The sequence below is a fragment of the Paraburkholderia sediminicola genome (assembly GCF_046026855.1).
Classification (GTDB): domain Bacteria; phylum Pseudomonadota; class Gammaproteobacteria; order Burkholderiales; family Burkholderiaceae; genus Paraburkholderia; species Paraburkholderia sediminicola_A.
Genome location: NZ_JAQQET010000015.1, coordinates 130,556 through 155,576, shown reverse-complemented (window position 1 = coordinate 155,576; position 25,021 = coordinate 130,556). Strand labels below are relative to the sequence as shown.

Below are 25,021 nucleotides of genomic sequence, written 5' to 3'. Positions count from 1 at the left end.
GCGCGAAGCGGAAGTGGGTTGAATAGATCAATGCTTCTATAATGTCTAATGTGTATTATCATTAGATCGATTGTGGAGGCGACAAAGATGACAGCCGGCCGAGGCTGCCGAAGCGTTTGTGTGCCCCGACGCATCGGCCGGGCGATAACAATGGAGACTTGAAGAATGCTGTCCCAAGCGAAGAACGAACTCTTGACGAAGGTTGGGCCGGGCGAGCCGATGGGCGAACTGCTGCGCCGTTACTGGATGCCGATTGCCGGTGTGAGCGAATTCGACGAAGTGGCCGTCAAGCCGGTGCGTCTGCTCGGCGAAGATCTCGTGCTGTACAAGGACCTGAGCGGTAATTTCGGACTGATCGACCGCCAATGTCCGCACCGCCGCGCCGATCTTGCCTATGGCTTCGTTGAAAAGTGCGGATTGCGCTGCAACTATCATGGCTGGCTCTACGACCAGGGCGGAAAGTGCACGGAGCAGCCGTATGAAGACGTGGCCAATCCGCAGTTGAAGCTCAAAGAACGTGTGAAGATCAAGGCGTATCCGGTAGAGGAGAAGGCGGGTCTTCTGTGGGCGTACCTCGGGCCGCAACCTGCGCCGCTCGTGCCGAATTGGGAGCCGTTCTCCTGGAAGAACGGCTTCGTGCAAATCGTGATCTCCGAGGTGCCATGCAACTGGCTGCAATGCCAGGAGAACTCGATCGATCCAATCCACTTCGAATGGATGCACAACAACTGGACCGCACGCCTGAATGGTCACACAGGCCCGTACTCGCCCGCTCATAAACAGCTCGATTTCGACGAATTCGACTACGGATTCATCTACAAGCGCCTGCGCGGCGATGCGGACGAAAACGATCCGCTCTGGTCGATCGGCCGTGTGTGTCTGTGGCCGAATGCGTTTTTTCTCGGTGAGCATTTCGAGTGGCGCGTGCCGGTCGACGATTCGCGCACGTTGAGTGTGACGTGGGCTTTCACCCGCGTGCCGAAGGAAAGCGAACCGTACGAGCAAAAGAGCGTGCCGACGTGGCACGGTCCGGTGACCGATCCGCAAACCGGCCGCTGGATCACGAGCCATGTGATGAACCAGGATTTTGTCGCGTGGGCGGGGCAGGGCGTGGTGGCCGATCGCACGAAAGAGAATCTGGGCAGCAGCGATCGCGGCATCGTCATGCTGCGCCGACGTTTCTTCGAGGAGCTGGACGTGGTCGCGAACGGCGGCGAGCCGAAGGGCATCATCCGCGATCCGAAGCTCAATGAATGCGTGCAATTACCGATTGCCGCACGCGCTACTTTCGTTGAAGGCATGACCCGTGCGGAGATCGCGAATCATCCATTGTGGAAGCATCATCTGCAGGATTTCCGCTTCCAGGCGGGTCAACCGGAACATGTCCGGCAAGCTTTTCTCGACGCGATGGGCATGGAGCCGTGACGTCCGCGCTACAGTAACGGTGCGAAAACAGCACACGGCGGCGCCTGGCGCCGACCGGATATCAGATTTCGGAGACGCAGATGCATACCAGAAGTTACGACATTCAACTCGGCCTGTTCATTAACGGAGAGTGGCGCACGGGGGGGCGCGACACCCGGCCCGTCGTCAATCCCGCTGACGAAACGGTGCTTGCTCACTTGCCGCTTGCCACACAATCCGACCTCGACGACGCACTCGCCGCGGCGGCGGCCGGTTTTGCGACGTGGTCGCGCATGAGTACGTCCGAGCGGGCTGCCATCATCGACAAAGCCGCTGCGCTGATGCACGAACGCGCCGACGAAATCGGCACGCTGATGAGTTTCGAGCACGGCAAGATGCTGGCCGACGGCCTGCAGGAAGCGCATAGCTCAGCCGATATCGTCAAATGGTTCGCGGAAGAGGGGCGTCGTGCCTATGGGCGCGTGGTGCCCGGCCCGCTGCCGAATTCGCGCCAGCTCGTGCTGAAAGTGCCGGTCGGACCGGTGGCGGCGTTCACGCCATGGAATTTTCCCGTGCGGATTCCCGCGCGTACCGTGGCGGCCGCGCTCGCGGCAGGTTGCTCGGTGATTCTGAAGGCCGCCGAAGAAACGCCCGGGTCCACCACGGCGATGGTGCAATGCTTTCAGGATGCGGGTTTGCCGCCCGGCGTGCTGAATCTGGTGTTCGGCGTGCCGTCCCAGGTATCCGAATATCTGATCGCCTCGGACGTCATCAAGGCAGTGGCATTCACCGGGTCGATTCCGGTCGGCAAGCATCTCGCGAGCCTGGCTGCCACGCACGGCCTGAAGAAACTGGTGATGGAGCTGGGCGGCCACGCGCCGATGATCGTCTGTGACGACGTCGACGTGGCGCGCATTGCCACGATGACCGCCAGTGCCAAATTTCGCCAGGCCGGGCAAGCCTGCATTTCGCCGACGCGCTTCTACATTCAGGAGGGCGTGTATGGCGCCTTCATCGACAAGTTCGTCGAAGTGGCATCGAAGCTGAAGGTCGGCTCGGCCTTCGAGCCCGACACCCAGGCGAGTCCGGTTGCCAACGCACGCCGGCTCGCCGCGGCGGACGAGTTCGTCAAGGACGCGGTGTCGCACGGAGCACGCTTGCTGCTCGGCGGTCAGCGCCTGAATCGTCCCGGCTTCTTCTACGCGCCGACCGTGCTGGCCGATGTGCCCGAACAGGCGCGGATCATGAATGAAGAACCGTTCGGTCCGGTGGTGCCTTTCAGTTCATTCAAGACCGTCGAAGAGGTGCTCGAGCGTGCCAATCGATTGAAATATGGGCTTGCGGCCTATGCGTTCACCGGTTCGGATCGACGCGCGTTGCTGCTGTCGAATGGTCTCGAGGCCGGCATGATCGGCATCAATAGCATGCTGGTCTCAGGGCCGGAAGTGCCTTTCGGCGGCGTTAAGGAGAGCGGAATTGGCTCCGAAAACGGCATTGAGGGCTTGCAGGCATACCTGGTCACGAAGTTCGTTCAACAAGCCGTGTCCTGATCATGTCGTGCCAGCGGGGAATCGAAACATCGATCGCCGCTGGCCAATCTCAAATAAGTTATATATATTATAGTTAACGGCGATCCCCTGACGCAGTGAACCCTTTGAGCATCGTTCGAAGCCGGTTCATAGACTAGCCAATACGATTCGTATAACTAATGAAAGAAAGTATCCAGAACGACGCCATGAACGCTCGGACTTCGACAGTCTGGGAGTCCGTGCAAACGGAAAAGCTTTCATGGCGCGTCGCATCGCAAGTGCGTGCCGCGCTGTTTTCGAAGCAGGTGAAGGCGGGCGACTTTCTCGGCAGTGAGGCGTCGCTTGCGCAGCAATTCAACGTGAGCCGTACTGCCGCCCGTGATGCGCTGAGAACGCTGGAAGCGGTCGGCATCGTCGAGATCCGTATGGGCGCGAAGGGTGGCGTGTGGATTGCCGGTGCGAACCTGGAGCGCTTTGCCGACGCGTTGTCGATACAGCTGAGACTCATTGGCGCTGGCGCGAGCGAAGTGTTCGATGCGCAAATGGCGATCGAAGTGCTGGCCGCGGAGAAGGCGGCGGAAAACCTGACAGTGGCCCATCGCACGGCACTGCGTGATGCGTTGCATGGCGTGGAAGACGCACGCAAGCAACTCGGGACATTTACTGATGCGTCGCTGCGCTTTCATGAAGCGCTCGTGAAAGCTTCAGGCAATCGGGTTCTGCTCGCGCAATTCAAGGCGCTGCGTTTCGTGCTGACACCTTTGCTCGCCACCCATACGAGTGCGGACACGGCGAATCGCGTGATCGCTTCGCATCGGCGTCTATTCGACGCGGTGTGCCGCGGCGAAGTTGAATTGGCTCGCCGTCTGATGCAGGAGCGGATCCAGATCGTTCGTACGAGCTTCATTCCGATGACGCCGACGGCGTACATCCAACCCGAGCCGGAAGCGGTCCGGGCCTGAACCCTCACTATTTAACGGAGACATTCATGATCATCGATGCGCACGCGCACGTTACCGCGCCGGATTCTCTCTACGTCTGGAAATCCGGGCTTGTTTCCCATCGCGGCGCGCACGGCCGTGGTACTGCGCAGATCAGCGACGACGAAATGCTGGTGGTGCTCAATGCGCCGACTTTCGGCACCAAATCGCACGTTGAGCAGTTGCGTGACATCGGCACGGACCTGCAGTTGATCTCGCCGCGTCCGTACCAGATGATGCATAGCGAAAAGCCCGCGAAGATCGTTCACTGGTTCACCGAGGAAACCAACGACATGATCGCGCAGCAGGCGCGTCTCATGCCGCAGACGTTTCGTGGTGTCGGCGGCTTGCCGCAGGCGTGGGGCGAACCGGTCAGCGGATGTCTGCCGGAACTGGAACGCTGCATCAAGGAGCTCGGTCTCGTCGGCGTGCTGCTGAATACCGACCCGAGCGAGGGGCTGGCGACCAACGAGGTGCCGGACCTCGGCAACGAATACTGGTATCCGCTGTATGAGAAGCTCGTCGAACTCGATGTGCCCGCGTACCTGCATTCGGCGGGATGCCGTTCGGAGCGGCACAACTATTCGCTGCACTTCATCAATGAAGAAACGATTGCGGTGATGGCGCTCGCCCGTTCGCGCGTGTTCAAGGATTTCCCGCAGTTGAAGATCGTTGTCTCGCACGGTGGCGGCGCGGTGCCGTATCAGTTCGGCCGCTTCCAGGCGCCGTCGCTGCGGCCGGGGCGCGCAAGCGAGCCGTTTCTCGACAGCTTGCGGCGTCTTTACTACGACACGGTGCTGTATTCGGAAGAGGCGCTGCGTCTGCTCATCAAGACGGTCGGTGCGGATCGTTGCATCTTCGGTGCGGAGCGTCCGGGTGTTGGCACGGTGAAGGATCCGCAGACGGGTCGCTGGCTGGATGACATTCGTCCCGTCATCGAAAGTTTCGAATGGCTCAGCGGCGAGGAGAAACGGATGATTTTCGAAGGCAACGCGCGCAAGGTATTCCGCCTCGACACGCCGGCCGGCACAGCCGCGATACGTTGAAACTATCGGTCATGAAAAACACGTTCAACGGGAGTGCAGCATGGCAACGATGATCGGCGCAATCGCCACGTCGCACGGCCCCTTGCTGTCGATGCCGCCCGAGCTCTGGCATTTGCGGGCCGGCGCGGATATGAAAAATCCGTCGCACTGGTTTCAGGGGCGCTCATACGACTACGCGGCGTTGCTGGAAGCACGCGCACCGGGTTTTGCGGCAGAGGTCGCCGAAGCGTCAAAGCAGGAACGCTATGCGGCTTGCCAGCGAGCGCTCGATACGCTCGCCGAACGCTTCCACGCCATGAAGCCTGATCTCGTCATCGTGCTCGGCAACGATCAGCGCGAGGTGTTCAAGGACGACCTGACGCCGGCAATGACGATATTCAGCGGTGAGCAGATCGAGAACCTGCCGCTGTCGGACGAACAGCGCCGACGCCTGCCGCCGGGCGTCGCCGAGGCAGAGGACGGTCATTGTCCGCCGGAAGGAGCGGTTTATCCCGGTGCGCCGGATCACGCGTTGAAGCTGGTGGAGTCGCTTGTCGATGACGGTTTCGATATTGCCGTCTCGAACCGGCTGCCCAAGGGTGAGGATCGCCAGCACGGTATTCCTCACGCGTTCGGTTTCGTCTATCGCCGCGTCATGCGCGATGCGCCACCACCGTCGGTGCCTTTGTTTCTGAATGTCGGCGTGGCGCCGAATCAGCCGCGCGTGGCGCGCTGCCTGGCGCTCGGCCACGCGCTCGGCGCGGCGATCCGGCGCTTGCCGGCCGATCTTCGCGTGGTGGTGGTCGCCTCTGGCGGCATGAGTCACTTCGTGGTCGATGAAGCGCTCGATCACCGCGTGCTGGCTGCACTCGCCGACCGCGACGAAGCTTCGCTACGCGATATTCCGGAGCCGTATTTCAACGGTAATACGTCGGAAATCAAGAGCTGGCTACCGCTTGTCGGTCTTGCCGCGAGCGCGTCGCTGAAGATGAAGCTGATCGACTACGTCGCATGTTATCGATCGGAAGCCGGGACGGGCTCGGGGATGGCGTTTGCCTGCTGGGAATGAACAGCCATAGCAGTAACAGCAGCGCTAGCGAGCAAAAAAGCGAACATGAGGAACGGAGCAGACACGCATGAAAAAAGCAGATGACACCACCCAACGCCTGCAGCGGCTCGACTGTTGCGCAGTATCGGATGCACTCGACAAGCTCGGTCTGACCGGCACGGTTACCGGCTTGCCGCAACGTTCGACCTCGCGCCGCATCGCAGGGAAGGTTGTGACCGTGAAGCTGGTGGAGGCCGCGCAGGTGAGCGCCGCCGCTCATACGGGTGCGCCGCGTCATCTCGGCACGACGGCCGTCGAATCCGCCGGCGCGGGCGATGTGATCGTGGTCGAACAGCACACGGGGCTCGACGCGGGCAGTTGGGGCGGCATTCTCTCGCTCGGCGCGTCGTTGCGCGGCATCGAGGGCGTGATTGCAGACGGCCCCGTGCGCGATATCGATGAAGCGCGGCAATACGATTTTCCGGTTTTCGCGCGAGCATTGACGGCCTTCACCGCGCGCAATCGCGTCGCCGAAGCCGGCACCAATGTGCCGATCACGGTGGCACAGGTTCGCGTCAATCCGGGCGATTACGTGATCGCCGATAACAGCGCGGTGATCTTTATCGCCGCCGCGGACATCGAGCGCGTGCTGGCCGCTGCCGAGCAGATCGCCGGCAAGGAAGCGGCGATGGCGAAAAAGCTGCTGAATGGTGTGCCCATTGCCCAGGTGATGGGTACGGACTACGAATATATGTTGCAGGACAGGGGATAAACATGAGCGACACGAACGACACGATTATGGCGCGCGCCCAGCGCCTCGATACCGCGACATTGAGCGATGCGCTGGATCGCCTCGGCATTGTCGGTCAATGTACTGGCATCAAGCCGCGCGATGCGAGTTTCCGGCTGTGCGGCCGTGCGTTCACGATTCTTTACGGACCGCCGACGACCCCGCCCGGCACGGTTGGCGACTATATCGACGACGTTCCGGAAGGCGGCGTGATCGTGCTGGATAACGCCGGCCGCGAAGACTGCACGGTGTGGGGCGACATTCTCACGGAAATCGCGCATCGGCGGAAAATCGCCGGTACTGTCATTGACGGTATCTGCCGTGACGTGAGCCTGTGCTTGTCGCTGGGTTACCCTGTATTCAGCAAGGGACACTGGATGCGTACCGGCAAAGACCGTGTGCAGGTCGAAAGTACGCAGGTGCCGGTCAATATCGGCAACGCGCGCGTGTTGCCGGGTGACCTGCTGGTCGGCGACGCGGATGGCGTGATCGTGATTCCGCGCGCTCACGAAGACCGCGTGCTGGCCGCAGCCGAAGAAATCCACGCAGCGGAGCACGCGATTCGCGAGGCGGCGCGGCAAGGCATGCGGCTCGACGAGGCACGCCAGCAGCATCGCTATCACGCGCTGCAGAGCAAAGTGAGCGCCTGAGCGCCGGCGCTCACGGCGCCACGCTATGCCACGCGAGCCATCAGAATATCCATCAGGAGACACCATGTCGTACCCTTTCATCGATTCGCCGCTGGTCACTGCTTCGATCGGGCGGCCGGCCGCCGAAGTGATCGAGGCGGCCCACGCCTTTCCGGCCGCGACCCTGCTCGAGGCGGCCAACAAACTGGGCGCGCTGCCGTCGGCGATCAAGCCAGTCAGTCCGGCGTTCCGCGTCTGCGGTCCGGCGGTTACTGTGCATTCGCCGCCCGGCGACAATCTCTGGTTGCATCGCGCGCTGATCGTCGCGCAACCGGGTGACGTGCTGGTGGTATACACGAGCGACTATTACGAAGCCGGCTACTGGGGTGAAGTCATGTCGACGGCAGCCAAAGAGCGCGGTGTGGCAGGCCTGGTCATCGACGGTTGCGTTCGCGATGCCGAACTGCTCGCGCGGATCGGCTTCCCGGTGTTTTCGCGCGGCTTGTGCATTCGCGGCACGACCAAGGATTTCGCGGCACGCGGCTGGATCAATCATCCGCTACGTATCGGCGATGTCGCCGTGCGGCCGGGCGATCTGGTGGTGGGCGACGCGGACGGCGTGGTGGTGCTCGCCCAGGAATCTATCGACGCGACGTTGCGTGCCGCGCGCGAACGCGAGGACAAGGAAGCGGAAATACTTGCGCGCATCGCCGCAGGCGAACTGACGCTCGATATCTACGGCTGGAATCGCTAGACGCGCGGTTCGATATCGAAGAGACAGAAGAGACAGAAGAGACAGAAGAGACAGAAGAGAAAGAAGAGAAAGAAGGGACAGAGGAGCAATCGCAATGAGCAATCAAACCGCAAGCGGGCATGAGCCTACGCTTTCCGAGCGCGCCGACGCGCTTGAACACGAGATGATCGCGGAGCTGGACCGGCGCGTGGTGAAATCGGTGATCTACACGTCAGGCGAGCGCGACCCCACGCAGGCCATTCCACCGCCGCCGGGCACGGGGCACTTCATGATGGGCGACGATCCTCGCCTGCAGAAGATGCCGTCGCAGCCCACCTTGATCGACTTCTTCAAGTACCGCTTCGGGCCGGCCAATCACGTACTGCAAAGCGCGACGCACGCACTGAAGGCCGGGCAGAACGAGAAGATCGTGCTGGCCTGCCTGCTGCATGACATCAGCGTGGCCGGTTTCATTCGTGGCGATCATGGCTACTGGGGCGCGCAGATGATCGCGCCGTATGTGGACGAAGAGGTTAGCTGGGCTATCCAGTATCACCAGGCACTGCGGTTTTTTGCGGATGAGTCGGTGGGTTACGGGTATCCGGACGCGTATCTGCGCTATTTCGGCAAGGACTACGAGCCGGAGCCGTATATCCAGCGTGACTACGAATACGCGCGCAATCACAAGTGGTACATGTCGAGCCGCTCGATCACGCTGCACGACATCTATTCGTTCGATCCGAACGCGGTAGTGAGCCTCGACGATTTCGTCGACATCATCGGGCGAAATTTCCGGCAACCGAAGGAAGGGCTCGGCTTTGACGGCAGTCCGTCGGCGCATATCTGGCGCACGATGATCTGGCCGACGAAGTTCCTGTAATAGCCCGGCGGCTGCGAGTGGTGCGCCGGGGGCGCGCCACTCATCCTCATTCCTATCTAGAAGTCAGCAAAGGTGTTCCCATGACAAACGAATTGCGTCCTGTTGCTCCCGCCTACATCGGCTCGTTGAAGCCCTATCAGGCAGGCAAACCCATCGAAGAAACGGCGCGCGAGTACGGGCTGCCGGAAGCCAGCATCATCAAGCTCGCATCGAATGAAAACCCGCTCGGCATGCCGCCGAAGGCACGCGCGGCAATCGACGCGATCGTCAACAGCGGTGCACGCTATCCCGATCCGAACGGTCATGCGCTAAAAGTAGCGCTGGGCCAGAAGTACAACGTCGAACGCAACTGGATCACACTTGGCAACGGCTCGAGCGACATTCTCGAACTCGTCGCACGTGCGTTCCTGCAGGCCGCTCAACCGGATAGCGATTGCAATGCCGTGTCGTCGCAATACGCATTCATGGCATGGCAGAACGCGGTCAAGGCGACAGGCGCGCGGATGGTCGCCGTGCCCGCCAAAGACTACGGCCATGATCTCGACGCCATGGCGCTAGCGGTCAACGCTGAGACCCGCGTGGTGTACCTCGCGAATCCGAACAACCCGACCGGAACGTTCTTCAGCGTCGACGAACTGACCTCGTTTCTCGATCGCATCCCGGCTAATGTCGTTGTGCTGCTCGACGAGGCCTATAACGAGTATCTTGAACCGCACCATCGTTACGACAGTACCGAACTCGTACGGCGCTATCCGAATCTTGTTGTATCGCGAACCTTCTCGAAGGCGTTCGGGCTGGCCGGTCTGCGGGTCGGTTTCGCCATCGCTACGCCTTACGTCACGGATCTTCTGAATCGTGTGCGGCAGACGTTCAATGTTAATTCGCTGGCGCAGGCAGCCGCTATCGCCGCACTGAACGACGACGACTATCTGAACGAATCGTATCGGCTGAATCGTGAAGGGATCGAGCGGTTCTACGAGGTCTGCGAGGCGCTCCGGCTCCCGTACGTGAAAAGCCAGGGTAATTTCGTTGTTATCAAGGTGGGTAATTCGGTCGAACTGTTCGATGCGCTGCTCCGGCGCGGCATCATCGTCCGCAAGGTGGTGGACTACGGGCTCGGCGAGTGGCTGCGCGTCACGGTCGGATTGCCGCAGGAAAACGAAAGGTTCTTTACGGCGTTGCGTGAACTCGTGCCGGTCAATGCGTGAGATAGAAACTCACCTAAATTAAACTATATTATACTTTCGAGACAAAGCCCGGCCACGGACTGCCCGCAGCATCCGTGGCCACAAGCAGGCAAAAACAAGTCCTGTCGCTTGAAGTCATTCCCCGTCGGAGCGAGACAATCCATGTTTGAGTTTATTCTGCGGAGACTGTTCCAGAGCCTCCTTGCGCTTTGGGCGATGTCGCTGCTCGTGTTTGCCGGTGTCTACGTGGTGGGCGACCCGATTGCGCTGATGGTCCCCGACAGCGCCACACCCGAGATGCGCACACGCATCATTGCCTCGCTCGGACTGGATCAGCCGTGGTGGCTCCAGTACTGGCATTTCCTCACACACTCGTTGCGCGGCGACTTCGGCACGTCGTTCCTGACCGGCGCGCCGGTTGCGCAGATGATCGTCTCGCGCATGCCCGCGACGCTCGAGTTGTCGGTGATTGCCATGCTGATGGCAATCGTCATTGGCATTCCGCTTGGTATGTACGCAGGATTGCGCCCCGAGAAAATCTCCTCGCGGATCATTACCGCGTCGTCGACGATAGGTTTCAGTCTGCCGACGTTCTGGGTCGGCCTGATCCTGATTCTCGTCTGCTCGGTGCTCCTTGGCTGGTTGCCTTCAGGCGGACGTGGCACCACGACGTCATGGCTCGGCATGCAGGTGAGCTTTCTGACGCTCGACGGCTGGAAGCACCTGCTGTTGCCGGCGTTCAATCTCGCACTCTTCAACATCGCGCTGATCATCCGGCTCGCGTATTCATCGACGCGTGAAACCGCGTTGACCGATTACGTGAAGTTCGCGCGGGCCAAAGGGCTGAGTTCATCGCGTATCGTCGGTGTGCATATCCTGAAGAACATCATGATTCCGCTCGTGACGGTGATCGGTATCAACCTGGGCGGGTTGATCGCGTTTTCGATCGTCACGGAAACCGTGTTCGCGTGGCCTGGCATGGGCAAATTGCTGATCGATTCAATCAATGCGCTCGATCGCCCGGTGGTCATTGCCTATCTGCTGACCGTCGGGGCGATCTATATGCTGATCAATCTGGTCGTCGACATTCTGTACTCACTGCTCGATCCGCGCATCTCGGTGACGGCGGAGGTGAATTGACATGGGACCCACTACAGGAACGACCGTGGCCGAGCCGCGCGCCCAAACTACTGCATCTGCCGCTTCCACCGCTTCCGCCGGTAAGCCGGTGAAACGTCCGCATCGGTTTGCGCGCATGGGTGGCCAATTGAGCGCGCTATGGAGCGAATTCCGTCAGAGCAAACTCGCGCTCATTGGGCTCGTGCTTTTTGTCGCGATTGCCGCGCTGGCAGTATTCGCGCCGTGGATTGCGCCGCAGAATCCCTATGACCTCGCACAACTCGATCTTGGCGATTCGCAGCTTCCGCCGCTTGCGCACGCGTCGATGGGCGCGCATATCTACTGGCTCGGCACTGACGACCAGGGGCGCGACATGCTTTCCGCGATTCTCTACGGCATGCGCACGAGCCTGTATGTGAGCCTCGCCTGTACCGTGCTCGCGTTGGTCATTGGTGTTGCGCTGGGTCTTGTCGGCGCATTCTATGGGCGCAAGGTCGATGCGCTGATCATGCGGCTCGCGGACATCCAGCTTTCGTTTCCTTCGATTCTGATTGCGCTGGTGTTCATCGCTGCTTTCGGCAAAGGCGTCGACAAGATCATCTATGCCCTCGTACTGGTGCAATGGGCGGTGTATGCGCGTACCGCGCGCGGTTCTGCACTCGTCGAGTTACGCAAGGAGTATGTGGAGGCGGCGCGCTGCCTGAAACTGAGCGATACGCGGATTATCTTTCGCCATGTGCTGCCCAATTGCGTGCCGCCGCTGCTGGTTGTCGCAACCGTGCAGATGGCGACCACGATCTCGCTTGAAGCGACGCTGTCGTTTCTGGGTCTTGGGCTGCCTATTACGGAGCCGTCGCTCGGTCTGCTGATTTCGAACGGCTATAACTACCTGTTGTCCGGTTCCTACTGGATCAGCGTTTTCCCTGGCGTTGCGTTGCTGTTGCTGATGCTGTGCCTGAATCTGATGGCGGATCGCCTGCGCGATGTGCTCAACCCGAGGTTGAAGAAATGACGCAGCCCGCATTGCAGGTGGACAATCTGTGCACCCACTTCACGACGCCGCGGGGCATCGTGAAAGCGGTGAACGGTGTGAGTTTCAGCGTCGCACGCGGCGAAATTCTGGGCGTGGTCGGCGAGTCCGGTTCCGGTAAATCGCAAACCGGTTATTCGATCATGGGTTTGATCGATCCCCCGGGCAAGGTAGTGAGCGGCAGCATCAAGCTCGCGGGTGAGGAACTGGCCGCATGCACCGAAGCGCAATGGCGCAAGATTCGCGGCAACCGGATTTCGATGATTTTCCAGGATCCGATGATGACGCTCAATCCCGTTCTGCGTATCGACACACAGATGGTCGAGGCGGTGCTCGCGCACCGGCCGATGAGCCGTCGCGCAGCGCTCGACGAAGCGCGCATGGCGCTTGCGCAGGTCGGCATCCCGGCGCCGGCCGAACGTTTGAAGTGTTATCCGCATCAGTTCTCCGGCGGCATGCGTCAACGCGTTGCGATTGCGATTGCATTGATCAACCGGCCCGAGGTGGTGATCGCCGATGAACCCACCACCGCGCTCGACGTCACCATCCAGGCGCAGATTCTCGGTGAGATCCAGCAGCTTTGCCGCAACTCGGGCACAGCACTTATCTGGATCACGCACGACCTGTCGGTGGTCGCGGGCCTCGCGGATCGCGTGTGCGTGATGTACGGCGGCAGGATCGCAGAACACGGCAGTGTCGATCAGGTGCTCGACACGCCACGTCATCCCTACACGCGCGGCTTGATGAATTCGATTCCGAGTCGCAATCCAAAAGGCGTGATGTTGCGGCAGATTCCCGGCGCACCACCTTCGCTGCTCACGTTAGGGGAGGGCTGTGCGTTTCGCACGCGCTGTTCATCCGCAGTGCCCGAATGCGCGCATGAGATAGCCGAATCGATTGACCACGACGGCCACATGGTTCGCTGTATCCGGCCCGTCGTCGATGAACACGAGGAGATTGCATGACCCCGCTGCTCGAATTGCGTAATGTCACGAAGACGTTCGCGCCCAGACAGGATGCGACCGGGCGCTTCGTCCGGGCAGTCACCGGACGGCAGCCGCCGAAGGGCGTGCATGCGGTCACCGATCTGAGCCTGAGTGTGAGCGCCGGCGAGGTGGTCGGGCTGGTCGGCGAATCAGGCTGCGGTAAATCGACGGTGGGCCGCCTGGCGGCCGGCGTCTACTGGCCGACGAGCGGCAAACGCTACTGGCAGGACACGGATATGGCGGCGCTCGGACGGCGCGAGCGCAATCGCGCCGAACTCGATATCCAGATGATCTTCCAGGATCCGTATGCGTCGCTGAATCCGCGTATGCGGGCTGCCGATATCGTCGCGGAAGGGGCGCACGTGCATGGTTTCATCCGCAAGGCGGATACGCGCGATTTTGTCGGGACGCTGTTTGAACGGGTGGGCCTCGATCCGGATTCGATGGACCGCTTCGCCCATCAGTTCTCGGGTGGCCAGCGTGCGCGGATCGGTATCGCGCGTGCGCTATCGGTGAATCCGAAGTTTCTCGTTTGCGATGAATCGGTGGCGGCGCTCGACGTGTCGATCCAGGCACAGGTGCTGAATCTGTTTATCAAGCTGCGCGAAGAGCTAGGTTTGACGTATCTGTTCATCAGCCACGACCTGGGCGTGGTGCGTCATATCGCGGATCGCATTGTCGTGATGTATCTCGGCAAGATTGTCGAATCGGGGCCTACCGAGCAGGTCTATCAACATCCGCAGCATCCGTACACGCAGGCATTGCTGGCGGAAGTACCGTCGCTCGACAAGCGCAAGAAGACTTTCTATGCAATCAAGGGTGAGATTCCGTCGCCGATGAATCCACCTTCGGGTTGTCATTTTCATCCGCGCTGCCCCCATGCGTTGCCCGTTTGCAAAGAGGCGGTGCCAGAATTGCGGCGCGCCGGCGAGGAGCAATTCGCAGCGTGTCATCTGATCGACTGACGTCGCCTTCGCGATTGAAGTCTCGCCCGGCGTGACCCGTCCAGCAGCGATGCTGGCGGTTCACGCCGGGCTTTTTCATGGGCGGAGAAAACGTGAACGTGAGTCAGTGAATCCGCGTGTGCCCTAATCCGACGGTGCAAAAAAACCGGCTTACGCCGGCATAAATTTGTGCCGCTCGACTCTCGCCATCGAGCGGCACGTCTCGCGATCAATCGGTCAGAACTTGTGGCGGATACCAATGCCGGCGACGACCTGCTTGTTGGTGCTCGACGTCGGCAGCGTCAGAATCACCGCACGCGTACCGTCACCGCTCGCCTGTTGATAGTTCACTTCTGCATACACGTCGGTGCGTTTCGACAGGAAGTAGTCGAGCCCGACCGACGTCTGGCCCCAGTGCGAACTCTCGAGCTTCGTCCACGTGTACCCTGCGCCACCGACCAGCGCCGGCGTGAAGTGGTACAGCAAGCTGCCTTCCAGTGAAGTGAGTGTCGACGCGTTACCCATGTACGAGATCCGCGTGCCGGTGTAGTTCGCCATGATGCCGAACTTGCCGATCGAATAGCTGCCGCCGAGTCCCCATGTCTTCATGCTGTCCGCCACGATCGGACCCGTCAGCGACTGGCCGAACAGCGTGTTGACGCCCAGATCGTTGATCGGATCGATGCGGAAGTTGTTGATGTCCGTATAGGCCGCGCCGAGACTGAGCGGGCCATGATCGTAGGTCAGGCCGAAACTCATCGAGCTGTTCTGATGGAAGTTGCCGGCTGTATTACCGAAACCATACATCGCGCCAGCGGTGAAGCCGCCGAAATTATTACTGACGAATTTGACCGTGTTGTCCAGTCGGTCGCCCGATACGCGGTCGTAGTCACCCGGATGGAACGCATACACGCCGGCGACATAGGCGATCGAATAGTTGCCGATGATGTCGCCCATGAAGTCGTACTGATGGCCCATCGTCAGCGTACCGATCTGATTCGACAGGCCGACGTAAGCCTGGCGCCCGAAGATGCCACCTTGTCCGAGCGTGCCGTTGTTCAGATTGAAGCCGTTCTCGAGACGAAACAGCGCTTTCATGCCGCCACCGAGATCTTCTGTACCCTGGAAGCCGAGCCGGTTGCCTTGTGGGACACCCGTGTCGAAGACCCACGCGGAATGACCGTTGCTGTTGCTAACGTAGCTGATGCCCGAGTCGACGATCCCGTAAATCGTCACACTGCTCTGCGCCTGTGCACCTGCTGCAAAAGTACAAAGTGACACGGCAGCAAGTGGTACGGCGAGGGTCTTTCTCATTGTTTGTCTCCTTTCCATGAATAGTCTGCGCCAGTTTTGTTGAAGATGCCGCATGTTTTGCGAGGCTTCGTTCGCAGTTATTCGTGCCTCGCAACGTGTTGCACGCGCAACCATTTCGTTGTGTGAACGAAAGGCCGCGCGGCGGTCCTGCATCGCCCGTCATCAACTTGAGCAGTGCTTGACTTCGATAGAAGTGTATAACGATAATATAGTTATACAGAAGGCATTTTGACGCGATGAAGATGCTCGTAAACACGAAGTGACGCAGCCGTGCACTTGCCGTTATTGCGCGGGTGCTCAGTTCGGCGCGCTGTTTTCAGATGGGAACCGTTGACGGTTCCCTCAATAAAGCGGGTACCCTTGCGGGTTCTGCACATATAGGAGACGGAGATGGGAACAACATTGCGGGGCTGGGGCCGGCTGGCAGTCATGGCCGGTGCGTTGGCCGCGAGCGTGTTCGTGCAGCAGAATGCAGGTGCAGCGGAATTCAAGTACGGGGTCAGTGCGGACGTAACGTCGCTCGATCCACAGTTCGCCAACTTGCCGGGCAACCGCAACGTTGCGCGTAACGTGTTCGAGCCGTTGATCGACATGTCGCCAGATGGCCGCTTGCAGCCCGGTCTCGCCGAGTCGTGGAAACCACTCGACGATAAGACGTGGGAAATCAAGCTGCGCAAGAACGTCAAGTTCCAGGACGGCTCGTCGTTCACGGCAGACGATGTGGTCTATTCGCTCGCGCGTCCCGACACGCTGACCAATTCGCCGGCTACATTCGGGGTCTTCACGAAAGACATCACCAAGGTGCAGGTGGTCGATCCGTACACGGTCAAATTGACCACGGCCCGTCCGTTGGCAGTGCTGCCAAACTATCTGTCGATGATTTTCATGCTGTCGAAGAAAGACACGCAGGGACTCAAGAGCGAAGACTTCGAAACCGGTAAGGGCCTTGTCGGTACAGGGCCTTACAAGTTTTCCCGCTTTTTGCGGGGCGACCGTGTCGAACTCGTTCGCAACGACGGGTATTGGGGTGACAAGCCGGCCTATGACAAGGTGACGGTGCGCATCCTGCCGAACGCTGCGGCGCGTGTGGCGGCCATTCTGTCGGGCGACGTCGACGCGGTGATCGATGTGCCAAGCGCGGATGTGACGCGCATCAAGGCTGACAAAAAGCTTGCCGTCTACACGAAGCCCAGCACGTTAATGGTCTTCTGGGTGATGAATCAGCTAAACGACAACGCGCCGTATGTGACAGACAACAACGGTAAACCGTTGGGCAAGAATCCGTTCAAGGATGTGCGTGTGCGCCGTGCGTTCTCGCTCGCCATCAATCGCCAGGTGCTGGTCGATCGCGTCTTGCAGGGTTTAGGTGTGGCGACGCAGAACAGCGTGCCGAGCACGATGTTCGGCTACAACCCGGCGCTGCCGCCCGATCCGTACAAACCCGATGAAGCAAAAAAGCTGCTGGCCGAAGCCGGTTATCCCGAGTGCTTTTCGCTGACACTCTTTGCGCCGAACGATCGCTATGTCAACGATTCGCAACTGGCGCAAGGTGTCGCGCAAATGCTGACACGCATCGGTTGCAAGACCAAGGTTGAGACGCAGCCGATGGGTACGTTCATCTCGCGCGTGAACCAGCTGCAACTGGGCTTCTTCATGATCGGCTGGGGTGCGGATGCGGGCGACATGGGTGTGCAGCTCGAGTCGCTGTTTTCGAATCCGACCAACAATCCGTTCCGCAAGATCAATATCCAGACGTACGATTCGCCGAACTTCTGGAAGCCGTTGAATGCGGGGCTGGCAACGGTCGACGATGCGAAGCGCGAAGCGCTTTACCAGGAAACGTCGAAGGTATTGCACGATGAAGTCGGCATCATCCCGACGCATCTGCAGGTTTCGACTTTCGCCGCGCGTAACGGGATTCATATCGTGCCGCGCGTCGATTCGCAAATGTACGGGTTCGACGCCGCACCGGCGAAGTAATCGGTGAGCGCCGCTGTGTGCCTCTAGCGAGCTGCACTAGCGGTGAACGAATCGGCGAGCTTGGGCTCGCCGATTCGTGTTATCCCAAGGTCACGCGTGTGTTGTCGTTGAAGTGCGAAACGAACTTGTCGAGTAGCGCGAGAAATTGCGTGCGCTCGGCAGGCTCGAATGGCGCGAGCAACGCTTCGACCGATTTCTGCGCGTAGCGCTCGCATTGACGGAAGCATTGCCGGCCCGCTTCGGTCAGCGAGATTTCCACTTTGCGCTGGTCCGTTTCGCTTTTTGCTTTTTCGAGCAGGCCGCGCTCACTCAGAATCTTGACGACGAGTGCGGTGGTCGAGCGGTCGAGGCCGATCAGGCGCGCGATGCCAATCTGTTCGAGTGGGCCGCTGTGAAAGAGGATATACAGCACGCCGTATTGGCTGGGCGTCATATCGAGCGCAGCGCAGGCTTCGATGAAGAGGTCGGTCGAGATCTGATGGGCACGCCGGATCATGAAGCCGGGGCGGGCGTACAGACGGTCGAGCGGAGTCTGGCGCGTCTCGCGCGCCACAGGGTTCTTTGCCATGGACTCGTATCTGGAAGTGGGCCGCCCGCGGTCGGGCGGCAAGTGTGACTGGCCGATATTATCGCGCAGTGCGGACGGCTGGTCGCAGAGCCGGGTGGATGACGGGCGTCATCCGCGCAGGTTACTGTGCGTCAGGCTGCTGCTCGGGGGCAGCCGCAGCGAATGCAGGCAACTGCAGGCAGCGCTGTGCGATGCGACTGAGCACCGGATAGGCGCTCAGATCGACGTTGAAGCGTTGCGCATTGAAAACCTGTGGCACGAGCGTGAGATCGGCTAGCGTCGGTTGATCGCCGTAGCAGAATTGACCCGTTGTGTGACTTTGTGCAAGCCTTGTTTCCAGCGCGGAAAACCCCGTGTGGACCCAGTGGTGATACCAGGCGTCTCGTGCTTCTTTTGTCAGCCCGGCCGTGTCGCCAAGGTATTTGAGCACACGCAGGTTATTGAGTGGATGGATGTCGCACGCGATGTCCAAAGCCAGTGCACGCACAGTGGCGCGGCCGAGCGGATCGTGCGGCAGTAGCGGTGGCTCGGGATGCAGTTCGTCCAGGTACTCGATGATCGCAAGCGACTGATGGAGCGACACTTCGCCGTTCCTGAGCACAGGGACCAGCGCCTCCGGACTGAGCGAGCGATAGGCGGGCGCGAATTGCTCACCGCCGTCGCGAGACAGATGCACGGGAAGGTAGTCGAACGGCAGGCCTTTCAGACCTAGCGCAATTCGCACCCGATACGATGCGGAGCTGCGAAAAAAATTGTGAAGCTGCACGGAATATCCTCGATGAACGGAGCATGACGAGCGTTATGCTCCGTTGTGACATGAGTCGTTCAGACCACTTTGACCTGGAGTTCGCCGAGACCGTCGATGCCGCCATGCATCGTATCGCCCTTGATCACTGCGCCGACACCCTCCGGTGTGCCGGTATAGATCAGATCGCCCGGCACCAGTTCGAAGAAGCACGACAGATAGGCGATCGTTTCCGCGACCGACCAGATCAGCTGCGAGATGTCCGCGCGTTGCTTCGACGTGCCATTGACGTTCAGCCAGATCGTGCCGTCTTTCAGATGCCCTGTCTGTTCAGTGCGATGCAGCGGGCCGATCGGTGCTGAGTGATCGAACGCCTTGCCGATATCCCATGGGCGCCCCATTTTTCGCATCTCCATTTGCAGATCGCGGCGCGTCATATCGAGTCCGAGTGCATAGCCAAATACGTGTCCGAGTGCCTCGTCGACAGAGATATTTTTACCTCCCTTGCCGATTGCAGCGACCAGTTCCATTTCGTAGTGGCAGTTGTCCGTCTCGGACGGATACGGAAATTCACCCGTCGTGCCCGGTGCGACATACACGATGGCATCGGCCGGTTTGCAGAAGAAAAACGGCGGCTCGCGGTCCGGATCGAAACCCATCTCGCGCGCATGGGCGGCGTAGTTGCGCCCGACGCAATAGATGCGCCGGACGGGAAACGCGTCGTCCGACCCGGCAACCGGGACCGTTACCGCGGGCGCGGACTCAAAGACCAGATTCATTGAATATTCTCCATGTGTGATTGTGTTTTGTGCTGATCGCTGCGATCGCCAGTGTTGCGTTCACGCGTCCAGTTTTTCTTCGCGCAGAATGTTGAGCGCGGTTTGCACCGGCCGGTCCGAAAAGCTGAACAGCACCGCGTCGTCGTTCGCGTGCAGCGTGAACGTTTTCCATGACGGCACAACGAAGTGATCCTTCGGGCCGAACTCGAAGCTTTGCCCGTCGATGACCGCGCGTCCGGTTCCTTCCACAACCGAATACACGGCGCCGTCGGTACTGCGGAACGGTTTGCCGGAGAACCCGGCCGGCAGATATTGCATGAACGTGGCAAGCGTCGGCATGGGCCAGCCGCCGGTTGCAGGGTTGACGTAGCGCAGCTTGACGCCGTGCCATGCGTCGATGTCACCATCGCGATAGAGGCGCTCGAGCACCTCGCGCGTGCGGTCGTATGGGTAGCTGAAAATGGGCGAGGTCGGCGACGAAGGCTGATAGTCGACCGGCAACAGGTTGTGTCCATAGCGCGCCAGCGCATTACCTTCGGGCCGGGTAACACGTTGCGACATGGCCGTGCTTTTTTCCTCGAAGCCCGCGTCGAAGAAGCGAATCATCGGAATATCCAGGCCGTCGAGCCATACAACCGGTTCGCTGTGGCCGTCGATGCCGTCGTTACCGTGATCATGCCAGGTCCAGCCCGGCGTAATGATGAAGTCGCCCGGCATCATGGTCGTGCGTTCGCCATCAACCGCCGTATAAGCGCCACGGCCATGCACAATAAAACGCAACGCCGATTGCACGTGACGATGAGCCGGCGCCACCTCGCCCGGCAGAATCAGCTGCAATCCGGCATAGAGCGATTGCGTGACGCTGGCGTGGCCGGGCAGGGCGGGGTTCTCGAGCACGAGCACGCGGCGCACGGCCTCCTCTGCCGTGATCAATGTGCCGGCCTGCTCGATGTAAGGCAGCACATCGCGCCATTTCCACAGCGTGGGCACGCAGGGTCCATTGGGCTGATGCGGCACCAAAGTGCTAAGCGATTCCCACAGGGGAATCATGTTGAGTTCGCGGATCTGCTCATAGAAAGCTTTCCTGTCTGACGAGGGAAGGCTGGTGTCCATTGCTTGTCTCCTGTTCGTTTCTGGAAATACCGCGTTTCGTCGAACGGCGTAGGTATATCTGGCGATACATGATGGCGCTGCCGGTAAATAATCGGCAGACGTATGCCTAAAAGATATTGAATCTTGATCGCCGTGTCAAACGAATTCCGTTGTCCGGATGAATCGCTTGACGAAGCCGGAATGGCTCACTATATTTCGGCAGACGTATGCGTAAATTTCACATAGTCATGCGGCGCGGGAGACGGATTCAACAGCGCGCTGCTACGCGCTCATCACGAAAGAGGAGACAGATGAAAAAGGATAGTGAGGTCGTCATCGTTGGTGCAGGGATTGGCGGATTGACGCTGGCGCTGACGCTGCACAAGGCAGGCATCGCGAGTCGAATTTTTGAGGCGGCACCTGAAATCAGGCCACTCGGGGTCGGGATCAACCTGTTGCCGCATGCAACGCGTGAACTGGCGGAACTCGATCTGCTCGCTGAACTGGCGGCGGTCGGCGTGACGACGCAGGAGTCGGTGTTTTTCAATCGCCACGGGCAACTGATTTATCGCGAGCCGGCTGGGCGTTACGCCGGTTACGATCATCCGCAGTTCTCGATCCATCGCGGCGACCTGCAAAGCATATTGCTCAAGGCGGTTCTTGAACGTCTGGGGTCGGACAGCGTTGTGACAGACCGTCGGTGTATCAGCGCAACCCAGGACGAAACAGGCGCCATCGCGCGCTTTACCGATAGTGCCGGCAACGATCATCTGGCTAGCGGCGCGGCGATCGTGGCATGCGACGGCATTCACTCGGCGATTCGCAAACAGTTCTACCCGAACGAAGGCGCGCCGCGCTATTCCGGTTTCAACATGTGGCGCGGAACGATCATCGCGCCGCCATTTCTGACCGGTGGCAGCATGGTGCGGGCCGGCTGGCTGACGCACGGCAAGATGGTCATTTACCCGATCCGCGACAACGTGGATGCCGCGGGCAATCAGTTGCTGAACTGGGTCGCCGAAATCGAGTCGCCGCAACCCGCACGCCGCGACTGGAACGGAAAAGGGCGCCTCGCCGATTTCTTCCCTGCGTTCGCGGACTGGCATTTCGATTGGCTGGACGTGGCCGCGATGATTGAAGCGACAGAGCCGATTCTGGAATATCCGATGGTCGATCAGGATCCGTTGCCGCGCTGGACGTTCGGCCGCATCACGCTGTTGGGGGACGCGGCGCATCCGATGGTGCCGCGCGGCTCGAACGGTGCCGGGCAGGCGATTCTGGACGCGCGCTTTCTGGCAGACCGTTGCGCGGAACTGGGTGTCTGCGAGGAAGCGCTGCTTGCCTATGACCGGGCGCGCGTCAAGGCGACCGGCGATGTCGTGCTGATGAACCGCAAGGCACCGCCCGACCGGATTTTGCAGGTGGTTTACGAGCGCACGCAGGGACAGCGCTTCGGGCGGATCGAAGATGTGGTCAGCGCGGAAGAGCTAAGCCAGATCGCGAATCAGTACAAGACGGTCGCCGGTTTTCATCTCGACGATCTGAAGGCGAAGCAGCGGGTAGGATAATTTGAGGCGGGATGAACGGGGCACCGCCAGTCGGGCGGTCTCCGCAATGGGAGTAGCCGGTCATTTCCTCGCGCTTACTGAATTTGTAGACGACTGGTCTAATTGAGGCCATAATCCGCCAATCATGAGAGCTAGCCATCCCCACATTCGTAGGCACATCCTCGACGCCGGGCGCGCCCTGATCGCGCGCAAAGGCTTTGTCGCGGTCGGGCTGAACGAGATTCTGACGACTGCCGAGATCCCGAAGGGGTCGTTCTATCACTACTTCGGTTCGAAGGAGTCGTTCGGCAGCGAGCTATTGCAGCAGTACGTCGCCGACTACGCGGCGCGCCTCGACGCGCTGTTCGGCCAGCCCGGTGTCAACGGCCGTGACAAGCTGCTGAGCTATTGGGCCGCATGGCAACAGGAACAACTCGATCAGAACGGCGACGAAAAGTGTCTGGTGGTGAAGCTGAGCGCGGAAGTCGGCGACCTGTCGGATGAGATGCGCGTGGTGCTGCGCGACGGCGTGGACCGCCTGATGATGCGTCTCGCATCCGTGATTGAAGAGGGTCAGGCAGACGGTTCGCTTTCGCCGGAGATCCGGACCAAAGAAGCGGCCGAACTCCTTTATCACATGTGGCTCGGCGCCGCGCTCGTCACCAAGCTGCGACAGGATGGAAGCGCGATGGCGCAAGCCATGGCGGTCACCGCCAGCGTACTTCGCGCGCCTTGATTTTTCCGCGGCCGAGGCCGGCGCGCTCTTGAAGCTTAGCGAACAGAAGTACTAGCCAAAGCATTCGAAGAAGCACTCAAAGAAACTCACAAAAGCACTCACTCCGTGCAGCGCGGAGCCCTTATCGTTGGACATTCCAGGAGATCGATTGTGCGTAGCGTTATCTATTCCTCTTTCGGCAATCCCGCTGACGTGCTGCAGGTCGCGGAACGTTCTACGCCGAATCCCGGCGCGGGGCAGGTGCGCATCAAATCGACCCTGTCGCCGATCCACAATCACGACCTGTGGACGATTCGCGGTCAATACGGCTACAAGCCGCAACTGCCGGCCGTGGGCGGCACTGAAGTTGCTGGTGTGATCGACGCGATCGGCGCGGGTGTCGAACATTTGAAGCCCGGTCAGCGCGTGGTGGTGGCCGGCATTCACGAAGCCTGGGCCGATTATGTTCTGGCGCCGGCGGCCGTGGTGGTCCCGTTGCCCGATGCGATCAGCGACGAAACAGGCTGTCAGTTGATCGCCATGCCATTGAGCGCGGTGATGCTGCTCGAATATCTGCATCTGGAACCCGGTCAGTGGTTCATCCAGAACACGGCGAACGGTGCGGTTGGCAAGACGCTGGCGATGCTGGCCAACGCGCGCGGCATCAATGTGGTCAATCTGGTCCGGCGCGAGGCGGGCATTGCGGAGTTGGCCGAAGTGGGCATCGGCAATGCGGTATCGACCGAAAGCGATGGCTGGAAGACGCAGGTTCGTGACATCGTTGGCGACGCGCCGCTCGTGGCAGGTGTCGATTCGGTCGGTGGCGATGCCAGCGGCGACATCTTCGGTCTGCTTGGTGAAAACGGCACCCTGGTTTCGTTCGGCGCCATGTCCGGTGAATTGATGCGGATCAGTTCCGGCGATGCGATCTTCAAGCAGGCGACCGTCAAGGGTTTCTGGGCAAGCAAAATTTTCGAGGTCACGTCGGGCGCGGATAAAGCGCGCATGATCGGCGAACTGCTGAGGCTCGCTGCATCGGGTGAGTTGAAGCTGCCGGTCGAAGCCGTCTTCGATGTCGGGAGCGTGGCACAAGCGGCAACGGCAAGCGAGAAGAGCGCGCGCAAGGGCAAGGTGCTACTGCGGTTCTAACGTTCCAACGGACAGAGGCGTGTCGCTGCATGGCACACAAGCTCGTGCCATGCAGTGCCGTGCCGATGCAAGATCGCAAGATACTATTTCCAACGTCTGCCCTGAAACTACGCGAATCGTCGAGTGGTTTCAGGGCAGACGTTGCCCGCACTTTCTCTCACCGACTCAAAATCCCAATCCATGATCGAAGTCCATCATCTCAACGAATCCCGTTCGCGCCGCATTACCTGGTTGCTGGAGGAACTCGGCCTCGACTACAAGCTCGTTCAATACCAGCGGAATCCGGAAACCCGTCTCGCGCCACCGGAACTGATGGCGATCCATCCGCTGGGCAAGGCCCCGGTGATTCGCGACGGCGAGAAGGTGGTTTTCGAATCGGGCGCGATTGTGGATTATCTGATTCGCCGCCATGGCAATGGGCGCCTCGCGCCGGCATACGGAACCGACGAGTACGACCGTTACGCGCAGTTCCTGCACTATGCGGAAGGCTCTGCCATGCTGCCGCTCATGTTGAAGGTGTACACGGCACGTCTTGGCGACGGTGCGGCCCCCTTGCAACCGAGAATCGAAAGCGAGTTGAGGAATCACCTGGGTTTTCTGAATCAGGAACTGGCAGGCCGCGAATACTTCATGGGCGATGAACTGACGGGCGTCGATATCCAACTCTCGTTCGTTGCCCAGACGTGCCTGAAGTTTTGCGGACGCGACAGATTCCCGAATATCACTGCGTTCGTCGATCGTATCGAGGCGCGTCCTGCGTACCAACGCGCGATGGAAAAAGGCGGCGCGTAAGCGGTTGAGCGCTGCTGCCGATTCGGCGCGCTTTACGGCTTCTCGAACGAAGCTGG

24 protein-coding genes are annotated in these 25,021 nt (G+C 60.1%); 19 read left to right on the top strand and 5 right to left on the bottom strand.

Annotated elements, in window-relative coordinates; translation table 11 throughout:
* The first annotated feature begins 165 nt into the window (after positions 1-165).
* From PQR40_RS18455 to PQR40_RS18390, 14 genes are all read left to right on the top strand, one after another.
* Entirely contained in the window at positions 166-1,425 is a 1,260-nt protein-coding gene (locus tag PQR40_RS18455; RefSeq protein ID WP_408228345.1) for a Rieske 2Fe-2S domain-containing protein, read from the top strand.
* Between the two features lie 80 nt (positions 1,426-1,505).
* Positions 1,506-2,954, top strand: a complete 1,449-nt coding sequence (locus PQR40_RS18450) for an NAD-dependent succinate-semialdehyde dehydrogenase (RefSeq protein WP_408509524.1) — start codon at positions 1,506-1,508, stop codon at positions 2,952-2,954.
* Between the two features lie 185 nt (positions 2,955-3,139).
* A complete protein-coding gene (locus tag PQR40_RS18445) occupies positions 3,140-3,895 on the top strand; it encodes a FadR/GntR family transcriptional regulator (protein WP_408509523.1) in 756 nt (251 codons plus the stop codon).
* A gap of 26 nt (positions 3,896-3,921) precedes the next feature.
* Entirely contained in the window at positions 3,922-4,959 is a 1,038-nt protein-coding gene (locus tag PQR40_RS18440; RefSeq protein ID WP_408509522.1) for an amidohydrolase family protein, read from the top strand.
* 40 nt (positions 4,960-4,999) lie between these two features.
* On the top strand, positions 5,000-6,007 hold the full coding sequence (locus PQR40_RS18435; RefSeq protein WP_408509521.1) for a DODA-type extradiol aromatic ring-opening family dioxygenase: 1,008 nt from the start codon (positions 5,000-5,002) through the stop codon (positions 6,005-6,007).
* Between the two features lie 67 nt (positions 6,008-6,074).
* A complete protein-coding gene (locus PQR40_RS18430; protein WP_408387929.1) occupies positions 6,075-6,758 on the top strand; it encodes an RraA family protein in 684 nt (227 codons plus the stop codon).
* 2 nt (positions 6,759-6,760) lie between these two features.
* Positions 6,761-7,426: an RraA family protein gene (locus PQR40_RS18425; RefSeq protein WP_408387927.1), complete on the top strand. Its 666-nt coding sequence runs from the start codon at positions 6,761-6,763 to the stop codon at positions 7,424-7,426.
* A 64-nt stretch (positions 7,427-7,490) separates the two neighbouring features.
* Positions 7,491-8,159, top strand: coding sequence for a 4-carboxy-4-hydroxy-2-oxoadipate aldolase/oxaloacetate decarboxylase (locus tag PQR40_RS18420; protein WP_408387925.1), 669 nt, complete (start codon positions 7,491-7,493; stop codon positions 8,157-8,159).
* A 94-nt stretch (positions 8,160-8,253) separates the two neighbouring features.
* The gene (locus tag PQR40_RS18415; RefSeq protein WP_408228321.1) at positions 8,254-9,018 is read left to right on the top strand and encodes an HD domain-containing protein; all 765 of its coding nucleotides are present in this window, start codon (positions 8,254-8,256) and stop codon (positions 9,016-9,018) included.
* 80 nt (positions 9,019-9,098) lie between these two features.
* The gene (hisC, locus tag PQR40_RS18410) at positions 9,099-10,226 is read left to right on the top strand and encodes a histidinol-phosphate transaminase (protein WP_408387923.1); all 1,128 of its coding nucleotides are present in this window, start codon (positions 9,099-9,101) and stop codon (positions 10,224-10,226) included.
* A 141-nt stretch (positions 10,227-10,367) separates the two neighbouring features.
* A complete protein-coding gene (locus tag PQR40_RS18405) occupies positions 10,368-11,345 on the top strand; it encodes an ABC transporter permease (RefSeq protein ID WP_408228315.1) in 978 nt (325 codons plus the stop codon).
* A gap of 1 nt (position 11,346) precedes the next feature.
* Positions 11,347-12,336: an ABC transporter permease gene (locus PQR40_RS18400; protein ID WP_408387921.1), complete on the top strand. Its 990-nt coding sequence runs from the start codon at positions 11,347-11,349 to the stop codon at positions 12,334-12,336.
* Positions 12,333-13,319, top strand: coding sequence for an ABC transporter ATP-binding protein (locus tag PQR40_RS18395; protein WP_408387919.1), 987 nt, complete (start codon positions 12,333-12,335; stop codon positions 13,317-13,319). The genes PQR40_RS18400 and PQR40_RS18395 overlap by 4 nt, the downstream gene beginning before the upstream one ends.
* Positions 13,316-14,305, top strand: a complete 990-nt coding sequence (locus PQR40_RS18390; RefSeq protein WP_408387917.1) for an ABC transporter ATP-binding protein — start codon at positions 13,316-13,318, stop codon at positions 14,303-14,305. Before PQR40_RS18395 ends, PQR40_RS18390 begins: the two co-directional genes overlap by 4 nt.
* Positions 14,306-14,521: 216 nt before the next feature.
* Here the strand turns inward: PQR40_RS18390 and PQR40_RS18385 are convergent, their stop codons facing one another.
* Entirely contained in the window at positions 14,522-15,598 is a 1,077-nt protein-coding gene (locus PQR40_RS18385) for a porin (RefSeq protein ID WP_408337164.1), read from the bottom strand.
* A 390-nt stretch (positions 15,599-15,988) separates the two neighbouring features.
* Here PQR40_RS18385 and PQR40_RS18380 point away from each other — a divergent pair, with 390 nt between their 5' ends.
* Complete coding sequence (locus PQR40_RS18380) at positions 15,989-17,578, top strand: ABC transporter substrate-binding protein (protein ID WP_408228301.1); 1,590 nt, start codon at positions 15,989-15,991, stop codon at positions 17,576-17,578.
* Between the two features lie 79 nt (positions 17,579-17,657).
* Here the strand turns inward: PQR40_RS18380 and PQR40_RS18375 are convergent, their stop codons facing one another.
* The 4 genes from PQR40_RS18375 to gtdA all read right to left on the bottom strand — a co-directional run bounded on the left by PQR40_RS18375 (position 17,658) and on the right by gtdA (position 20,783).
* Positions 17,658-18,146 (bottom strand): MarR family winged helix-turn-helix transcriptional regulator, encoded by a 489-nt coding sequence (locus PQR40_RS18375; protein WP_408228298.1) that lies wholly within the window; start codon positions 18,144-18,146, stop codon positions 17,658-17,660.
* Positions 18,147-18,267: 121 nt separating this feature from the next.
* Positions 18,268-18,912 (bottom strand): maleylacetoacetate isomerase, encoded by a 645-nt coding sequence (gene maiA / locus PQR40_RS18370; RefSeq protein WP_408228295.1) that lies wholly within the window; start codon positions 18,910-18,912, stop codon positions 18,268-18,270.
* A 59-nt stretch (positions 18,913-18,971) separates the two neighbouring features.
* Complete coding sequence (locus PQR40_RS18365; protein WP_408509520.1) at positions 18,972-19,670, bottom strand: fumarylacetoacetate hydrolase family protein; 699 nt, start codon at positions 19,668-19,670, stop codon at positions 18,972-18,974.
* 60 nt (positions 19,671-19,730) lie between these two features.
* Positions 19,731-20,783: a gentisate 1,2-dioxygenase gene (gene gtdA / locus PQR40_RS18360; protein ID WP_408337170.1), complete on the bottom strand. Its 1,053-nt coding sequence runs from the start codon at positions 20,781-20,783 to the stop codon at positions 19,731-19,733.
* A gap of 290 nt (positions 20,784-21,073) precedes the next feature.
* Here gtdA and PQR40_RS18355 point away from each other — a divergent pair, with 290 nt between their 5' ends.
* The 4 genes from PQR40_RS18355 (at position 21,074) to PQR40_RS18340 (ending at position 24,965) form a co-directional block, all read left to right on the top strand.
* The gene (locus tag PQR40_RS18355) at positions 21,074-22,330 is read left to right on the top strand and encodes a flavin-dependent oxidoreductase (RefSeq protein WP_408509519.1); all 1,257 of its coding nucleotides are present in this window, start codon (positions 21,074-21,076) and stop codon (positions 22,328-22,330) included.
* A gap of 124 nt (positions 22,331-22,454) precedes the next feature.
* Positions 22,455-23,045, top strand: coding sequence for a TetR/AcrR family transcriptional regulator (locus PQR40_RS18350; protein ID WP_408387909.1), 591 nt, complete (start codon positions 22,455-22,457; stop codon positions 23,043-23,045).
* Positions 23,046-23,195: 150 nt separating this feature from the next.
* Positions 23,196-24,173 (top strand): zinc-binding dehydrogenase, encoded by a 978-nt coding sequence (locus tag PQR40_RS18345; RefSeq protein ID WP_408337174.1) that lies wholly within the window; start codon positions 23,196-23,198, stop codon positions 24,171-24,173.
* A gap of 180 nt (positions 24,174-24,353) precedes the next feature.
* Entirely contained in the window at positions 24,354-24,965 is a 612-nt protein-coding gene (locus PQR40_RS18340) for a glutathione S-transferase family protein (protein ID WP_408337176.1), read from the top strand.
* Positions 24,966-25,021 lie beyond the last annotated feature (56 nt).

What these genes read in the sequence shown, in the direction of transcription:
- PQR40_RS18385 (WP_408337164.1), bottom strand. Translation starts at nt 15,598, where the DNA reads ATGAGAAAGACCCTCGCCGTACCACTTGCTGCCGTGTCACTTTGTACT.
- PQR40_RS18445 (WP_408509523.1), top strand. Translation starts at nt 3,140, where the DNA reads ATGAACGCTCGGACTTCGACAGTCTGGGAGTCCGTGCAAACGGAAAAG.
- PQR40_RS18430 (WP_408387929.1), top strand. Translation starts at nt 6,075, where the DNA reads ATGAAAAAAGCAGATGACACCACCCAACGCCTGCAGCGGCTCGACTGT.
- hisC (WP_408387923.1), top strand. Translation starts at nt 9,099, where the DNA reads ATGACAAACGAATTGCGTCCTGTTGCTCCCGCCTACATCGGCTCGTTG.
- PQR40_RS18420 (WP_408387925.1), top strand. Translation starts at nt 7,491, where the DNA reads ATGTCGTACCCTTTCATCGATTCGCCGCTGGTCACTGCTTCGATCGGG.
- PQR40_RS18380 (WP_408228301.1), top strand. Translation starts at nt 15,989, where the DNA reads ATGGGAACAACATTGCGGGGCTGGGGCCGGCTGGCAGTCATGGCCGGT.
- PQR40_RS18440 (WP_408509522.1), top strand. Translation starts at nt 3,922, where the DNA reads ATGATCATCGATGCGCACGCGCACGTTACCGCGCCGGATTCTCTCTAC.
- PQR40_RS18455 (WP_408228345.1), top strand. Translation starts at nt 166, where the DNA reads ATGCTGTCCCAAGCGAAGAACGAACTCTTGACGAAGGTTGGGCCGGGC.
- gtdA (WP_408337170.1), bottom strand. Translation starts at nt 20,783, where the DNA reads ATGGACACCAGCCTTCCCTCGTCAGACAGGAAAGCTTTCTATGAGCAG.
- PQR40_RS18415 (WP_408228321.1), top strand. Translation starts at nt 8,254, where the DNA reads ATGAGCAATCAAACCGCAAGCGGGCATGAGCCTACGCTTTCCGAGCGC.
- PQR40_RS18405 (WP_408228315.1), top strand. Translation starts at nt 10,368, where the DNA reads ATGTTTGAGTTTATTCTGCGGAGACTGTTCCAGAGCCTCCTTGCGCTT.
- PQR40_RS18435 (WP_408509521.1), top strand. Translation starts at nt 5,000, where the DNA reads ATGGCAACGATGATCGGCGCAATCGCCACGTCGCACGGCCCCTTGCTG.
- PQR40_RS18355 (WP_408509519.1), top strand. Translation starts at nt 21,074, where the DNA reads ATGAAAAAGGATAGTGAGGTCGTCATCGTTGGTGCAGGGATTGGCGGA.
- PQR40_RS18450 (WP_408509524.1), top strand. Translation starts at nt 1,506, where the DNA reads ATGCATACCAGAAGTTACGACATTCAACTCGGCCTGTTCATTAACGGA.
- PQR40_RS18365 (WP_408509520.1), bottom strand. Translation starts at nt 19,670, where the DNA reads ATGAATCTGGTCTTTGAGTCCGCGCCCGCGGTAACGGTCCCGGTTGCC.
- PQR40_RS18375 (WP_408228298.1), bottom strand. Translation starts at nt 18,146, where the DNA reads ATGGCAAAGAACCCTGTGGCGCGCGAGACGCGCCAGACTCCGCTCGAC.
- PQR40_RS18395 (WP_408387919.1), top strand. Translation starts at nt 12,333, where the DNA reads ATGACGCAGCCCGCATTGCAGGTGGACAATCTGTGCACCCACTTCACG.
- PQR40_RS18340 (WP_408337176.1), top strand. Translation starts at nt 24,354, where the DNA reads ATGATCGAAGTCCATCATCTCAACGAATCCCGTTCGCGCCGCATTACC.
- PQR40_RS18390 (WP_408387917.1), top strand. Translation starts at nt 13,316, where the DNA reads ATGACCCCGCTGCTCGAATTGCGTAATGTCACGAAGACGTTCGCGCCC.
- PQR40_RS18425 (WP_408387927.1), top strand. Translation starts at nt 6,761, where the DNA reads ATGAGCGACACGAACGACACGATTATGGCGCGCGCCCAGCGCCTCGAT.
- PQR40_RS18400 (WP_408387921.1), top strand. Translation starts at nt 11,347, where the DNA reads ATGGGACCCACTACAGGAACGACCGTGGCCGAGCCGCGCGCCCAAACT.
- PQR40_RS18350 (WP_408387909.1), top strand. Translation starts at nt 22,455, where the DNA reads ATGAGAGCTAGCCATCCCCACATTCGTAGGCACATCCTCGACGCCGGG.